Genomic DNA, 16,647 nt, shown 5'->3' on the forward strand with positions numbered 1-16,647 from the left:
AGATAATATTAAAAAATTAAATTAATAAAATATTTAGCAAGTTATAAAAATAAAAACTATGTTTATCAATTAAACATAGTTTTATAAAATACATTATCTAAGAATGTGTTCAATTAATCAAAGATTTTAAACCAGCTAAATTCAACAAACTCCAAGGTTTATTAAAATGTGGATGAAAAAAGAAATCAACAAAAGATAATTCATCCATTGTCATTTTTTTATAAATACAAACACTTAAAGTATTCATTTTTTCTGTTAAATCCGAAGTAGATAAAATCTGACCACCCAAAATACAACGTGTTTTTTTATCAAAAACAATTTTTAATAAAGCTGAATTATATTCAGGCATAAATTCTGGTCTATTAGCATCTTTAATTAAAACAGAATCATAATTAATGTCCAAACTTTTAGCTACATTTTCAGTAAGTCCAGTAGAAGAAATGCTCAAATCATAAATTTGTATTCCGCTTGTTCCTTGTGTACCTAAATATTTTTGTTTATTTTCTTTTATATTTAAACCTATAATAGTTCCCATACGAATAGCACTAGTTGCAAGAGGAATATATATTGATGAACTTATTGGATTATAATAAACATTAGTACAATCTCCACAAGCATAAACATCAGGATGTGAAGTTTGTAAAAATTCGTTAACTTCTAAAGCACCATTCACAGTTTTTTTTAACTTATTATCAAATAATAATGTATTAGGAACAAAACTAATACACATTATTACCATATCTGTTTCGAAAATATCTTTATCTGTTTGAATATGAGTCACTAATCCATTTTTTGTTTGAAAACCCATTATTTTTTGGCCTAAAAATAATCGAACACCATTTTGTGTAAAAATGTTTTCGGCACGATTGGTAAATTCTGGATCTAAATATTTAGACATAATCCTATCTTGCATATCTACTAAAGTAACTTCTTTATTTTGTTTTTGGAAAGCTTCAGCTAATTCTACTCCTATATATCCAGCACCTATAACCGAAATTTTTTTTACTTTAGAAGCATATTGAATAATTTTATTCGCATGTTCTAAATTTTTAGATAAAAAAACATTCTCAGAATTAATACCTTCTAATTTAGGAATCACTGGCCATGATCCTGTAGAAACTACTAATTTATCAAAATTATCAATAAATTCCTTATTATTGATTAAGTTTTTAACTAAAATTTTTTTATTTTCTAAATCAACTTCTAAAACTTCATGTTTTAAATTAACATTAGCACCTATCTGAGATAATTCTTCCGGATTTGAATAAAATAAACCTTTTTTATCTTTAACAACACCACCAATATATAAAGCTATTCCGCAAGAAAGAAAGGAAACATTATCATTTTTTTCATAAATAGTTACTTTAACATCGCTACAATTTTTTATCATTGTTTTAACTGCTGCTGTTCCTGAATGAGTACAACCAATAACGATAACTTTTATCATAATATCAATACCTCTTCCAATTTTATTACTATATATATAATTATTAATTAACGAACCCAACTACTAAACTAAACAATAAAAAACATATACATTTATATTATAATGTAGGAATTCATAATATTTAAATATTTTTATAATTTCATTATATAAAAAATATATTATTCGAAGGGCAAATTATCAATTAAATTAAATTCTTCTTTAAATTTTCCCATAATAGTTTTATTAATTTTAACTCTCTCTGCAAAATCTTTTTGAGTAAATAATTTTTCTTTTCTTGCTTCTAATATTTTATTAGCAGCTACTTCACCTAAACCATCTATCACAATAAAAGGAATCCTTAAAGCTTTTTCTTCTTCTATAATTAGAAATTCGTTTTTATCTGAAGAATTTAAATCAATAGGCAAAAAACAAATCCCTCTTTTTTGCATTTCTACGATATTTTCTAAAGTATTCATTAAACCACGTTCTTTAACAGAAAGATTATCTTTTCTTGTTTTAAATTTTTGTATTTTGATATTAATTTCATTAATATTTTTCAACATTAATGAATAATCAAAATGTTCAACTCTTTGAGAAAAAAAACCACTATAAAATAATAAAGGATGATGGACTTTAAACCAAGCAATACGAACAGCCATCAAAACATAAGCAACAGCATGAGCCTTAGGAAATAAATATTTGATTTTAAATGCTGATTTAAAATACCATTCTGGCACTACAGTTCGACAATCATTAATTAAACTTTCCCATGTTTTTTTATTCTCATCCTCATGTTGTTTTCCTTTGCGGACAAATTCCATAATTTCAAAAGCTAAAGAAGCTTTAACATTTTTATTAATTAAATAAGTCATAATATCATCTCGACAGCCAATAACATCATCAAAAGAAATATTGTAATTTCGAAAATCTCCTTCTTGATTAAGAATATCTAAAGCATTAGAAACCCAAACATCAGTACCATGTGAAAAACCAGAAATTTTCACTAAATCAGCAAAAGTAAAAGTTTTTCGTGTCTTTCTATAAATAGTTTTTAATAAATTTTGTACAAACAAAGTGCCAAATTCTGGAATTGCTAAAGTAGTAATAGCTGTTTTATCTTCGTTAAGTTTTAATTCTCCTGAAAATAATTCATAAATTTTAGGATCATCAATAGGAATATCTTGATAACGTTTGAAATTAAATGTTTCAGGTTTTTGACTAGCATAATCCATAAAAAATTTAATCAAAATAGGATCATCATGTCCTAAAATATCTATTTTAAATAGATTTGATTCAAAAGAATGATAATCAAAATGAGTAGTTTTCCATGAAGATGTTGTATCATTTGCAGGAAATTGAATCGGAGTAACTTCATAAATAGAATGTTTTTTAGGAACCACGATTATCCCACCAGGATGTTGACCAGTAGAACGTTTCACGCCTTCAATCATAATAGATCTTCTATTGATTTCAAAAGGAGAACGTATTTTATTTTTTATTTTTTTATTTTCAATAAAACCCTTAACATAACCATAAGCATTCTGTTTTGCTACTGTTTGAATAGTGCCTGCTCTGAAAACATGTTCTTCACCTAATAATTCTTTAATATAATCATGTGCTTTACTTTGGTAATCACCTGCAAAATTTAAATCAATATCAGGTGTTTTATTGCCTTCTAATCCTAAAAAAGTTTCAAAGGGGATATTTTGTCCATCTTTATAAAATTTTTCTAAACAAAAAGGGCAATTCATATCTGGCAAATCATAACCTGACAATATATTATTTAAAATATCATAATTATTTTCATCTTTTGTTTGATAATTATCGATATATATTTTCATATATTTTTGATATTCTGAATCTTTCTTTTGCTCTGGTGTTAAATCAAAAACAGTATAATGACATTTTTTACAACGAAAATGAGGTTTTAAGGGATTAACTTCAGTTATTTCTAAAATAGTAGCTATTAAAGATGAACCGATAGAGCCACGAGAACCAACAGGATATTGATTATGAAGAGATTTTTGAACCAAAAGATATGTTAAATAATAAATAGGAGAAATAACTTGATTATTTTTTGTATTTTCATCATTATTACCAATAATACTTTTTAACTCTTTTTCTACTCTTTGACGAACAAAAGGATGTAATATTTTACCATAAATTTGTTCTATTCTTTTTTGGATTAAAAATTTCAATTCTTTTCGTATACTAGGAACTTTTAAATTATCAGCAAAAGAATCATCTGGTAATGATAAAAGTTCTTTTGGAAACATATTAATTTGTTCAATTTTATTATTAAGTAAATGAGTATTCGTAATAACTATATCTTTTATTATTTTTTCATCTTCGATAAAAGAAAATGAATCCAACATTTCCTGAGTTGTTAAAAAATAATTATCAGGCAAATTTTCGGAATCATATCTAGATAATTTGTGTAATCCGCCGCCTACTAATTTAGCATTAATATAAATTTCTCTATAAATGTTTTCGTAAGGATGTAAATAATGCACATCACCTGTAGCAATAACAATTTTATTTTGTTTCCGGGCTTCTTTAATAATTTTTAAAATTGTTTCTTGAATAATTTTAGTACCATCAATAATTTGTTTATTTTCTTCATAGCTTCCTAAATCACAAATAATATGTTTATAAGTTGAAATAGGTTGAACTTCGATGTAATCATAAATAGAAATAACTTCGCTTAATTTATCCTCAAAATATAAAGCTGTTTCAAAAACTTTTCCTTCAAAACCGCCGCTACCTAATAATAATCCTTGTCGATATTTTTCGAAATTAGATTCTAAAAATCTTGGTTTTTTATAAAAATCTTTTGTTAATGCATCACTTAACAAACGAAATAAATTATGATAACCTACTTGATTTTGGACTAAAATATTCACATTATAAGATCTTACAAATTTTTCTGATAATGGATCTTTTAAATCATGAAAACGTAAAATATTTTTTTCTTCTAATTCATCTAACATTTTTATAAAAATCAAAGCAGTTATACGTGCATCAAATAAAGATCTATGGTATTCGCCATCGTAATCTTCTTTGATTTTAAGAGCTTTAGCTATTCTCTTTAGAGAAAAAAATTTAATTTTTTCATGAAAATATTTTTGAGCTAAAGTCAAAGTATCTATAAAAAAAGGTATTTTAAAATATAAATTTAATTCTTGTATTTTGGATTCTAAAAAACCAATATCAAAAGAAATATTATGAGCTATTAGGACATAACCTTCGATAAATTTTAAAAATTCTGGTAAAATTTGATCAATAGTTGGTTTATCTACAATATCTTCATTTTTAATACCAGTTAATTCAGTAATTTTTTGATTTATTGTTCTTTTTGGATTAATTAATTGTTCAAAAATTTTATTATTAACTATTTTACCATTTTCTATTTTTATGGCTGATATTTCAATAATTTGATCTCTTTTCGGAGAAAGACCTGTCGTTTCCAAATCAAAAACCACATAATTATGATTTTTTAAAAAAAAATTTTCTGACTCAAATATATTATTATCTATTGATTGATTAGTAACAAAAACAGGTTTTTTATCTTCTACAAAATCCACTTCAATACCTAAAATAGGTTTAATTTTTTTACCTTGAATAGATTTATTAATTTCTGGATATTCATAAATACCATTATAATCTGTAAAAGCAATAGCTTTGTGTTTCCATTTTTCAGCAATTTCAATATAATCTTTTGCACTTGTTGTTGCATCTAAATTAGACATTTTAGTATGAACATGAAATTCAATACGTCTTTGATCTTCGGGTAAATAATCATCCATTCTTAGAAAATTTAATGGAACATTATTTAAAATTTTATAAATGTTATTGTCTGATGATAGTTTTTTTGTATCAAATGTCAAATAGTAATAAGTTTTATCTTTAGAAATAAAAATTGAAGAAAGAATTTGAACTAAACGACCTGTTTGTAAATCTTTTTTAACTTGTTGAAATTTTTGTTTATCTAGAAAGACTCTATATTCAATAGAATCTTGTTTTTTTTCTGGCTCTAATAAATAAAAAGAAAACAAAATACTATTATTTTGAGTTGTTTTGAAAGAAACACCTTGGACAAAACCTTTTATCTTGAACAAATTATTATTTTTTTTAAAATCACCTATCTCACTTATCGAAAAAGGAATTTCATCAAAAGTCACTTCCTTAAGAGAAATATTATTGTTATTTTGATTTAAAGAATTTTTTTCAGAATTTTGTGAAGATATATTTTTATCTCTTTTTAATTCTTCGTTCAAAATATTTTTTTCCGAATCATAATAATTCGCTGATTTTTCTTCTTTTTTTAATAATTCTCCTAATTCTTTTAATTCTCCTAAAAAAACAAAATCTAAATTTAAATTCTTAATTAAAGTATTAGTTTTTTCTAAAAGAAAATATTTTAATTTATCTCGAAAAAATTTTAATTTTTCAAGATTTTCAAATTTAACCTTTGAACAAATATATAAAACCCAAAGATTATTTTTTATGTAAACTTTTACTACCTCAAGTTCAAAATCATTACAAAAAGATTTTTGTAATTCTTTTTTAAAAAAATCAAATTGATCCAAAAACATATTTTTTATACTCTTTTATTACTAATTTTTTAAAAACTCCCAAAAAATTTCAAATATAAAAAATATAATCACATCAAAAATTTTTTTCTCATGTGATTATATTTTTAAAAACATTATAATTAATTTTTTATGGTACTGATGGTCGGACTCGAACCGACATGAGTATAAACTCGTTTGATTTTGAGTCAAGTGCGTCTACCGATTTCGCCACATCAGCAATATTTTATCATACAATAATTAATGAATTCCTAATTAATTTATTTGATTATTGTTTTTAAAAAAATTTTAGAAAATCATTTCATAAAATTCTGAAAACTAAATACTTTAAAATCAAAATTATTCATTGTTAATAATCAAATGCCATCTTTATTTATTTCAGAGAAATATTTTGAAATAAATTTATAATAAAAATATCTATTTAAAAGATTAAAAGAAATAATATCATATTAATTCATATAATCTTAATAAGCTTTTGCAAATAAAATAGTTTGAGTTGCTTTTTTACGAGTGATAGGGCATATAGTTGTAATCAACTCTTCATCCAATATTACTCTTGCAGTTGCTCCTGTTTCTAATTTAATAATTTTTTCTGCTTCGTTTTCATGAACACTCATTTTAATATAACCTTGACGTTGTTTTAAATAAAATTTAAAATCTTCGTAACTTTTAGCTATAAAAATGTTTTGTTGTAAATGTTCAAAAGCTTTCTGAAACATTTTTTGATGAATTTCTTCTAATAACAAAGGAATATTTTGAAATAATATTTTTTTAGAATAAACTTTTTTTTGTAAATTATATCTAGTAAAAACGGTAATTTCTTCATTTTCTATATCCTTAAAGCCAATTTCTAACCTTATAGGAACTCCTTTTAATTCATAAAAACTAAATTTCCAACCAACATTTTTATCTTGTTCGTCTAAATAAACAGAATATTTTTTTCTCAATTTTTGATAAAAATATTTTGCTTCTGCAACAACCCTTTCGTTTTTAGGTTGTAAAGGAATAATAACAATTTGTATCGGAGCTAAATAAGGAGGCATCACTAATCCTTCATCATCTCCATGAATCATGATAACAGCTCCAATTAAACGACTAGAAATCCCCCATGAAGTTTGATAAACAAATTCTTTTTTTAAATCAGTATTTTGAAACTTAATTTGAAAAGCTTTAGCAAATCTTTGACCTAAATAATGAGAAGTTCCCGCTTGCAAAGCTTGATTATCATTCATTAAAGCTTCAATTGAGTAAGTTATTTCTGCTCCATTGAATTTTTCTAAATTAGTTTTACGACCTGAAACAAATGGTATTGCTAAAAGTTCTTTTCCTAATTTTTTATATAAATCCAAAATATAAAAATTTTCTTTTAAGGCCTCTTCAGAAGAAGAATGAGCAGTATGACCTTCTTGCCACAAAAACTCTTTGCTTCTTAAAAAAGGTTTTGTGTTTTTTTCCCAACGTACAACACTACACCATTGATTAAATAATTTAGGCAAATCTCGATAAGAAAAAATTTTCTTAGCAAAATATTGAGAAAATAAAACTTCAGAAGTAGGTCTAATAACTAAAATATTTTCTAATTTCTTGTTTCCTACATGAGTAATTTTTATTGTTTCGGGTGCAAAACCACTAATATGTTCTTTTTCTTGTTGAAATAATTTTTCTGTAAAAAATAAAGGAAAATAAACATTATGATGTTTATTTTTTTTTAATTTTTTATCAATAAATTTTTGAATTTTTTCCCATAAAGCATAACCATAAGGTAAATAAATAAAAAAACCTTTAATATCAGAATAATCTATTAATTCTGATTTTAAACATACATCTATGTACCATTTAGAAAAATCTTTATTCCTGGAAGTAATTTCTTTGACCAATTTTTTACGTATCATAAATTCATAAATCCTTTTTTGTTGTTTTATTTTGAATAAAATGATAAATTAATCAAAATTAATATAAAAATAAATAAATTATAATAATCTTCAATATTTTTAAAGATAAATTTTTCAATAATAATTGAAATTTATTTCAATAATTGCGTAAATAATTTTACTTAATCTTCTTTTACCGCAAAAAATAATTGATATTTTTGTCTAAAACGCAACTCTTGGAATATTATTTCGAAAATAGTTTTTTTTAAATTTAAAATTTTATTGATGATTTTTGTACTTAAAACAAAATTGTTTTAATAAAAAATATAATATCTATTTCTAATATTTTATTAGTTTAAAAATAAAAGATAAAACAATTACTGATTTGTATAATAATTTTTTATGATAGATTTTATAAAAATATTCTTTCAAAAAATCTTTTGTATATTAACAAGGACAAAAAAATAACAATTAAATAAACATAAAGAAGATTGTTTTTTTCATCATAAACTCATGTAATTTGAGTTTTTCCATCCAATATTAAAAAAGGTAAATTTTTTTTCGAAACTTTTTTAATTTTAAAGATAAATTTCTTATCAAAAAAAATTTATTTTCATTATCATAACCAATATTTTTTACTATTTTTCTAAAAATATTTACTATATTTTGAAAAATAAAATAAAAAATTTTTGTTTTGTAAATGATGTTTCTATCGCTTTTTTTTAAAATTAAGATCTTTTGTTAATGTTTTATTAATTATTAAAAAAATTAAAAATATTAAAAAAAGACTTTCAAAAAGTCTTTTTTTAATAAAAATAAATATTTTTTATTTTATGATAACAATATCAAGAGCTTGTGGTTTAAATATACCTGAGTTAGGATCTTTTACTTCACGAATAATAAATTCCACTTTATCATTTTGTTCTAAAGTTTTAAATGTTGCTTTCCCGTCCCCATCGTTACGTTCTTTGCCATCTCTGAATTTTATAGATGTGTAATGACAAAAAAGATCCTCGTCTGACCAAGTTTGGTAAAATTTTTTAGATTTTTCATCCTCATTTAATCTTTCTTCATATTGAGATTCAACATCTACCATATTTAAAGGTTCTATAGATGTAATAAAACCATACCCTTTTTGATTATCGAACCATTTTATAATACCACTAAATTTTCTTGTTTGCGACATTTACTTTTGAACTCCTCTTCTTTTTTTATTGCCTTTTTTTGATTATTTTTTATCTATTATTATTAGATAAATATTAGATAAAATACAAAAGCACATAATTTAAGTATAACAATTTTATCTACCAATTTAAATAACCTTTTCTATTATATAATAATTATTCATAAAATCAACAAAAAATATACCATATTATTAGCCAAAATTAAAAAAATCTAATTTTATTAGATTAAAAATATTTATTTAATTTCTGTTTAAATAATTTAAGTGAGTAATTAATAATTATTTTGTTTTTATAAAAAATAATGTTTTTGTGAAACAACATTATTTTAGCTCTTAAAATAAATTAATTATAAATGATAATTATTCAAAGTTTATAAAAAGTAGATAAATTAAGAGATGTATCATTAGCAAATATTGTTGCAAAATTATTAGCATCATAAAATATTTTTTCTTGAATTTTGTGGCCTAAAAAATAATCATAATCAATTATGGAAATTAATGTTGAATTTTGTCCATAAATTTTTTTACTTATTTTTTGTTCTTCAGGTTTTATTTCAACGCGTAATAACGCCGTTGTCGAAGAAATAGGAAATTCAGATTTAATATCTTTTTCTGATTCTTCTTCAAAATAAAACAATATAAAATGAACTAAATCACCTTTGTAATTATGTTCTTGATATATTTTAAATTTACTTAAATTTTGTTTAAAAAAATTTAAATTTAAATCATTAAAAATAAAATCAAACTTATTTATAAGTAAATTTATTATTGTTTCATTTAAAGAATCTATTATTTGATTATCCGTTGATATTGAATCAAAATTTCTATTATTAAACTTATTTAATATATTTAATATATAAATTTGTTCATTTAAAGTATTCAAATCTCTTTTTAAAAATATATATTTTGGTTTTGATTGTTTTTTTATACTATTAAATTTAGTAGAAAAATTTTTTTTTTGAGATTCTAGATTAATTTTTTCTTTTGAAATTAAAGTTTTTTTTGATTTTTCTGTATAATTATTATTTAAATTTATATTTTGATCTTCATTATCTTCTTTTTTATTAACAATTATTTTTTCGTTAAACTTTTCATCATATTCTAATGAGAGAAAAAAATTTTTTTTTATTAAAAAAAAATAAATAAAAAATAATATACAAAAATGAAAAAATACTTTCTTAATGGAAACAATATAATTATTAAATTTAATCAAAACAAAAATTGTACTCAAAATAATAATATTGATAAAAAAACAAACCAAAAAATTTTCTATAAAAAAACAAATTAAATTATATATATTCTAGCTCCCTTTAATAATTAATATTTTTTTTATTTATCATAATATATAAACATAATTATGAATTATTACTAATTTTCATTTTTAATAAAATAAAGAAAATTAGAATTTTGAACTTTTAACATTAAAATATTAAAATTTAAAATTTTATTATTTCAAAAAAAAATTGTTTTATTATCAAGTGCGATAAATAATAAAACTAGAAATTACTATAACTAAAAAGAAAGTTATAAAAGAAAAAATATACTTAATTATCAAATTTTTCTTTTTATCAATACAACGCGAAAAATCAATAAAAAAAGAACATAATATAATTATCCCATCTATGAATAAAGAAACTTCGCCTAAACTTCCAACAATGTTTTTTTTTCGTAAATATAAAAAAATAATATCAGTTCCTCCTGTAGAACTTCCGCTTTTGAAAATCAAACCACAACCTAAACCTACGGCCAATCCTGTAATTAAAGAAGAAAATAAAAATTTATAATTTTTATTTTCTTTTATAAAAGAAGGATATTTATCTACAATAAAATTTTGTTCAATTCCGAAATATTTTAATTTTTTAAACACAAAAGAAAAAATGATATTAAATATCAATGTCGAAACAATAAAATAAAAATCCCAACCTTCGCCAAAAAAAGACAAACAACATATAAAAATAAATAAAATTAAACGTATAAAAATAATAAAATTACCAGAACTAAAAAAATAATTTTGTTCTTTAGTTTCTTTTTTATACCAAAAAACTTTATCCAAAAAAATTAAATTACTTTCTAAACCTCCAAGAATAAATTTTTCTTGTAAAATAATAAAATAAACTGATAATACTAATAAAATTATACCTAAAAATGTTTGAATAATGTTTGATATTTGCGAAATATGAAAAACAAATAATAAAATTAAAGTAAAAAAAATTAAAAAAAAGATATTTAATAATAATTTATTTTTTGTTTTTGTAATCAATGTAAATCACCTTCATTTATCTTTATTTATCTTTTATCTTTCTTGGAAACAACAAATATAATTTTTTTCAAAAATAAATAGAATTTATATTTTGAAATTAATGAAAAATAAAATTCAAATATATAGATTAAAAAAGAAAAAAATTCCTAAAATGCAATTTATTTATCAAATAAGTATTATATTAATTTAATAATATTCAATATTTTTTGAAAAAAATTTTCAAAAACAAAAATAATGCCAAATTATAATATTTATTATAAAAAAACTTTATTTCATTAAATAAAAAAATAAAAAATTAGAAACTTTTTTGAAAAAAATAAACTCAAAATAACCCAAAAAATAAAAAGTAAAGTATTCAAAAAAGTTAAAAACTCAGTAAGGAATATTTTAAATATAATTACATTTCTATTGCAAAAGAAAAGACAAGTATATTGATAAAATAGAAAAAAAATAATATTAAAAAAATCCGATTATCAAATAAATTATGATATCGATTTATTTTATATATCAGCATATACGAAACATAAAAAAAAATAATAAAAAACACAAACACAAATTTATATGTTTATTAAAAATAATACAAATACAATATAAAAAAATTTAAGACAATTTAAAAGTCGATTTTTAATCATTTATTATTGAAACATTTCAAAAAAATAAATAATTTTAAGATAAATAAAAAAACAAATTATATTTATTTTGAATATCAATATTTTATTATAACATATATTTTGTAAATAAGAAAAAAATTAACAAAAAAACACCTATATTGTCTTTTTATCTATCAAAATTAAAAAATTATTGTATTTTTATTTTATTTAGATTTTTTAAAAAACAAAAAGTGTCTAAACTTTTGGAACAGTGCAGACCAACCACATCGATCAAATCGACGAAGCCATTAAATCAAGATTCACTTACAATATCGAAGTAAAACCAGGCAACAAAGAAGAAAGAAAACAGTTTTTCGAATTTCTCATCAAAAAACGTGATAATCCGTATTCTAACGAAGCCAAACAATATTTATACGATGTTATTAACGAATCTTTGGAAGGATTACTTCCTACCCAAGCATTCAAAAAAGCCAATCGTACTTTAGAAAACCTCTTAAGATCAACCGTCCTCATCTTTGCTCAAAACCGTGGTAAAGTTGAACCTATAAGAGATGCAATTAACATTGAAGATTTAAAAGAAGCTTATAAAATGAACATTTCTCCTGACATTTCTATTTTAGACAAGATCGAGAAAAAAATAAAACCAAAACGAAACGAACCAAAACAAGAAGCAAACAAAAAAACACTTTCTGAAGAATTAAAGAACATTAAATATGTAGCGAATAAAAAGAAAAATGCAGTTGTTGCTGAAGACGCGAAAATCCTTAACGATGACATTAAAACCGAACAATATTGTGATGTTTTACTTATGCCTTTGAGACAAAATCGAAAAGTCTACCAAGGAGATAAAATTAAATTTAACACTCAATTTACAAAAGATATCAAAGAAATTAAAGATCAAAAAGAAATCCAAGAACTTAATCAAGCAAAAAAAGAAATTGATCAAATATTTGATGATATCGATTCTGAATTACTCCGCCAAATCAACGATATTGAAACAAAAAAACAAAAATTAACGAGTAATACAAATTCGACAACACCAAAACAAAATACACCGAAAGGAGATAAATAATTATGTTCCATCCCTACGACTTAATTAAGATTTACTTAAGATTTTCCTCTTATTTAACTTGGTTTTTCATGGCCACCGTAATCTCCAATGTTTACTTTTTTTTCAAAAGAACACGCAACGGGAACGAAAACCAACAAAACACCACCACGTGGAAAAGCTATTTTATTTATTTTTTAATCTTCATCGGTCTTTTCAGTTTTATTTATTTAGCCTTTTTCAAACCAAGAGACCCATCTAACAAACACTTGGGACAATTAGTCAACGCATATGACAAAGCAATTGACCATTGCGGCGAAGTCCTTAACAATTACAAAGGACTCGAAGCTGCGTGGAAAGACGAATTACAAAAATGCGAAGTTGAATTAAAAGACCTTTATAAAGCCCAACAACTAACCCAAGAACAAAAAGAAAAAATCGAACAGCTTTTGAAGCAAATCGAAACCAAGATTGCTGAAATTAAACACCAAAAAGGAGAAACTGAACAGAACATTAAAATTTTAGAAGAACAAAAACAACAAAAAGAAGGCGAATTAACGGATAAACAAAAAGAAGCAAAAGCCCAAGAAGAAGCGATAAAATCATCTTCCCTTAACGACAAAGCTAGATTAGAAGCCGAACTTGACAAAATAAACGCCGAAATAAGCGATTTAATCGGACAAATATCACATATAAAATCACAAATCAGTATATTAGAAACTAAAATAAAAACGTATAATGAAATGCTAGAACAAGCTGAAGAATTAAAAAAATTTTTTAAAGAAAAACAAGAAGAGTTAAAATATGGTGAAAATTCATTATATAGTCAAATATTATCCATTCAAGAACGAAAAGATGAATGTCAAAGACAAATTGACGAAATTCAAAAAGAAATGGAAGCGATCGAAGCAATGAAACAATGTTATAAAGAATTGCAAAAACAATACCGCGACGCTCACAGCCGTATGGAAACTCATCAAGAAGTAACTAGAGCTTCTTTCAGTAATATTTGCAATATGGCTTTCAAAGCTGCTGACGTTATTTCCGATTTCTTTCCTGCTAAAGCCTTTAGTAAAGTGATGGATGTAATTCCTGGAGTTACTAAAAAGTGGGGACAAAGAATGAGCGCAGTTTCTTTAGGTCTTCATGAAGGTCACCATATATACCGTATATTTGCGAGAACATACCAAGAAAACAGTGAACAACCTTTGATGCTTTCCAAAACAGCTTTAGACTCTTATATCGCTGACATTAACCGTGATTTATCCGAACTTGACGCCAACTACCGTGATCGTGAACAAAAATTAAATGATTATCAAAAGAGAAAAAATAGTGATGAATTAAGTATTGAATTTCAAAAATCTAGGGAGGTAGCTAAAGGAATTATAATCAGGGAATCGGCAACGTTTGATAGTTTTGTAAAACTTTGTAAACAATTAACAATAGAAAAACAAGAAATTAGCGGAATTAGTAAATTAGAATTTGATGTAAACAAGTTAGAAGAAAAAAAAGAATTGAAAATTATGGAATGCGCCGATATAAAACAAGAATTAAAGCAAAAAAACCCTAACTTCAATAAAGCTCAAAACCACATCGAACAAAGACGTCGAAACAAAAACCCTAGCCTTGAAATTGCATAATTTATTTTATAACAATTAATGTCATTTAAAAAAAACTTATCTTAAATATTAATTAAATTAAATTATATAATAGTAGTCGAGTAATCATTTCTTTAAATGATGATATTCTTTACTACTATTATCGGAAAGGACCTTAAAGAATGAATTTTATGAAAAAATATTTACTATTTTTTATTATTATTAGTTTAGCAATTTTAATATTTTATTTATTTGCAAGCAAGAATGATGTTTCTCGAGAGCAAAAGTCATTAGCGAATTTAAACGAAACACTGGACAACTCGAAAAATCAAAACAAACAAGAATCAAAAAAACAAGAAGAATTAAATCAATCACAAAAACTAATTTCGAACCTGAAACGCAAAAGACTACAATTTTTGTTACCCAAGACCATTATGATCGCGTCAAAAATTATATCTTTTCATCAGACGAGAATGCTGTTTTATCGTTAAACACTCTTAACCCAGAAACAAAAACTGCTATCGACAAAATCAAAAATAGTTGGGGAGTTCTCGAAAAAATTTTGCAAGACGACCAAAACGATATCAATAAATATACAAAACAATGTGAGGAATACATTACTCAAAAAGAATCGGTTGTACCTCAAATTTTGTCGTTACGTGAACAACTCAAAGAAAAAGAATTGGAATTAAAATCAAAATATGCAGTGTTAAACCGATTAAAATCACAACGACAAAACAAAAAAGCCCAATTACAAACCCAAGGCTTACCAATTTACAAAAACGATGAATTAACTAAAATTCAAGCCGAACTTGACAAAATAAACGCCGAAATAAGCGATTTAATCGGACAAATATCACATATAAAATCACAAATCAGTATATTAGAAACTAAAATAAAAACGTATAATGAAATGCTAGAACAAGCTGAAGAATTAAAAAAGACATTTGAAAGAGAATATAAAAAAAACGAAACACAATTTAAAGAAGATATCTTATCTCAAATCACCTCTCTTTTCACCATCAACGATGAAAAATCAAAATAATAAACTAAAAAAAAGGAATATAATATGAAAGAATTATTAAAACCAATAATTAGTTTTATAATTGGTGCTTTTATCACATTAGTTATAAGTTTTTATTTCATGAATCACAGTCATTTAAAAGAACATATTAATCTTAAAAGTGATCATTTAAAAGATAATATAACTCAAATTGACAAAAAATTAGACGAATTAAAAGAAAATTTTAATAAACTAGATGCAAAAATAGATAAATTAGATAATAAAATTGATGCAAAGATAGATAAATTAATTGCTATAATTATGCATCAAAAAAGTTAACATCAATCAATCATTTAAAAACCCAAGACCCTTCCCAGGGTCTTTTTTTATAACCAAACCCTAAACCAAAAAAAAGGAAAAAATAATATGAAAGAATCATTAAGCCAAAAAATTTATTTAATAATAAGTTCTATTCTAATTATCGCGTTAATTATATCTTCGTGTGTTAACAATCGACTTGATTTAGTCGAGTATTTTAAACAACAAGCAAATGTCTTAATCATTATTACTACTTTCACATTAGTTATGGGTTTTTGCAATAAATTAGATGCGAAAATAGATAAATTAGATAATAAAATTGATGAAAAGATAAATATATTAGAAAATAAAATTGATGCAAAAATAGATAAATTAACTGAAATAATCATGCAACAAAAAAACTAACATCAATCAATCATTTAAAAAACCAAGACCCTTTCCAGGGTCTTTTTTTATAACCAAAAACTAAACAAAAAGAAAGAAGGAAAAACATAACATGAAAGAAACATTAACAGAAATATTTGAAGTAATGATGGTTTTTTTTATCGCGTTTATTTTCTCAGTTGCACTTTCGGGTTGCACACGTGATTCTTCAAAAGAATCCAACAACCGAAGTGGCAATCGTTTAAAAGAACATATTAATCTTGAAAGCGATCATTTAGAAAAATATATCGATATTAAAATCAATCATTTAAAAGATAATATAACCCAAGTTGACAAAAAATTGGACGAATTCA

The 16,647-nt window shown here is 23.4% G+C and carries 10 protein-coding genes, 1 tRNA gene and 2 pseudogenes; 6 read left to right on the forward strand and 7 right to left on the reverse strand.

The features are described from left to right. Positions 1-109: 109 nt before the first annotated feature. The 7 genes from MDPP_RS01265 to MDPP_RS01295 all read right to left on the reverse strand — a co-directional run bounded on the left by MDPP_RS01265 (position 110) and on the right by MDPP_RS01295 (position 11,332). Complete coding sequence (locus MDPP_RS01265; protein WP_144658414.1) at positions 110-1,447, reverse strand: FAD-dependent oxidoreductase; 1,338 nt, start codon at positions 1,445-1,447, stop codon at positions 110-112. A 158-nt stretch (positions 1,448-1,605) separates the two neighbouring features. Beyond that, complete coding sequence (locus MDPP_RS01270) at positions 1,606-6,021, reverse strand: exonuclease domain-containing protein (RefSeq protein ID WP_144658416.1); 4,416 nt, start codon at positions 6,019-6,021, stop codon at positions 1,606-1,608. A 130-nt stretch (positions 6,022-6,151) separates the two neighbouring features. Then, a tRNA-Leu gene (locus MDPP_RS01275) sits at positions 6,152-6,238 on the reverse strand. 244 nt (positions 6,239-6,482) lie between these two features. Continuing rightward, positions 6,483-7,910 (reverse strand): proline--tRNA ligase, encoded by a 1,428-nt coding sequence (gene proS, locus MDPP_RS01280; RefSeq protein ID WP_144658418.1) that lies wholly within the window; start codon positions 7,908-7,910, stop codon positions 6,483-6,485. 805 nt (positions 7,911-8,715) lie between these two features. After that, entirely contained in the window at positions 8,716-9,075 is a 360-nt protein-coding gene (locus tag MDPP_RS01285) for a cold-shock protein (protein ID WP_144658420.1), read from the reverse strand. Positions 9,076-9,436: 361 nt separating this feature from the next. Continuing rightward, positions 9,437-10,285: a hypothetical protein gene (locus MDPP_RS01290; RefSeq protein WP_144658422.1), complete on the reverse strand. Its 849-nt coding sequence runs from the start codon at positions 10,283-10,285 to the stop codon at positions 9,437-9,439. 261 nt (positions 10,286-10,546) lie between these two features. Next, the gene (locus MDPP_RS01295; RefSeq protein ID WP_144658424.1) at positions 10,547-11,332 is read right to left on the reverse strand and encodes a YitT family protein; all 786 of its coding nucleotides are present in this window, start codon (positions 11,330-11,332) and stop codon (positions 10,547-10,549) included. A gap of 867 nt (positions 11,333-12,199) precedes the next feature. Between MDPP_RS01295 and MDPP_RS01300 the strand changes: the two are divergent. From MDPP_RS01300 to MDPP_RS01325, 6 genes and pseudogenes are all read left to right on the forward strand, one after another. Continuing rightward, positions 12,200-12,601 (forward strand): annotated as a pseudogene (locus tag MDPP_RS01300) (ATP-dependent Zn protease); the annotation flags it as partial. Positions 12,602-13,017: 416 nt separating this feature from the next. Then, on the forward strand, positions 13,018-14,631 hold the full coding sequence (locus MDPP_RS01305) for a DNA double-strand break repair protein Rad50 (protein ID WP_144658425.1): 1,614 nt from the start codon (positions 13,018-13,020) through the stop codon (positions 14,629-14,631). A gap of 520 nt (positions 14,632-15,151) precedes the next feature. Then, complete coding sequence (locus tag MDPP_RS01310) at positions 15,152-15,634, forward strand: hypothetical protein (protein ID WP_144658427.1); 483 nt, start codon at positions 15,152-15,154, stop codon at positions 15,632-15,634. Between the two features lie 24 nt (positions 15,635-15,658). Next, positions 15,659-15,931, forward strand: a complete 273-nt coding sequence (locus MDPP_RS01315) for a hypothetical protein (protein WP_144658429.1) — start codon at positions 15,659-15,661, stop codon at positions 15,929-15,931. Positions 15,932-16,018: 87 nt separating this feature from the next. After that, entirely contained in the window at positions 16,019-16,315 is a 297-nt protein-coding gene (locus MDPP_RS01320; protein ID WP_144658431.1) for a hypothetical protein, read from the forward strand. Positions 16,316-16,406: 91 nt separating this feature from the next. Next, a pseudogene (locus MDPP_RS01325) lies at positions 16,407-16,647 on the forward strand (hypothetical protein); the annotation flags it as partial.

It is taken from the genome of Candidatus Phytoplasma pini (assembly GCF_007821455.1).
In the GTDB taxonomy this organism is placed as follows: Bacteria; Bacillota_I; Bacilli_A; order Acholeplasmatales; family Acholeplasmataceae; genus Phytoplasma; species Phytoplasma pini.

Coding starts and splice junctions, on each gene's coding strand:
- MDPP_RS01305 (WP_144658425.1), top strand. CDS start 13,018: ATGTTCCATCCCTACGACTTAATTAAGATTTACTTAAGATTTTCCTCT.
- MDPP_RS01320 (WP_144658431.1), top strand. CDS start 16,019: ATGAAAGAATCATTAAGCCAAAAAATTTATTTAATAATAAGTTCTATT.
- MDPP_RS01270 (WP_144658416.1), bottom strand. CDS start 6,021: ATGTTTTTGGATCAATTTGATTTTTTTAAAAAAGAATTACAAAAATCT.
- MDPP_RS01265 (WP_144658414.1), bottom strand. CDS start 1,447: ATGATAAAAGTTATCGTTATTGGTTGTACTCATTCAGGAACAGCAGCA.
- MDPP_RS01285 (WP_144658420.1), bottom strand. CDS start 9,075: ATGTCGCAAACAAGAAAATTTAGTGGTATTATAAAATGGTTCGATAAT.
- proS (WP_144658418.1), bottom strand. CDS start 7,910: ATGATACGTAAAAAATTGGTCAAAGAAATTACTTCCAGGAATAAAGAT.
- MDPP_RS01315 (WP_144658429.1), top strand. CDS start 15,659: ATGAAAGAATTATTAAAACCAATAATTAGTTTTATAATTGGTGCTTTT.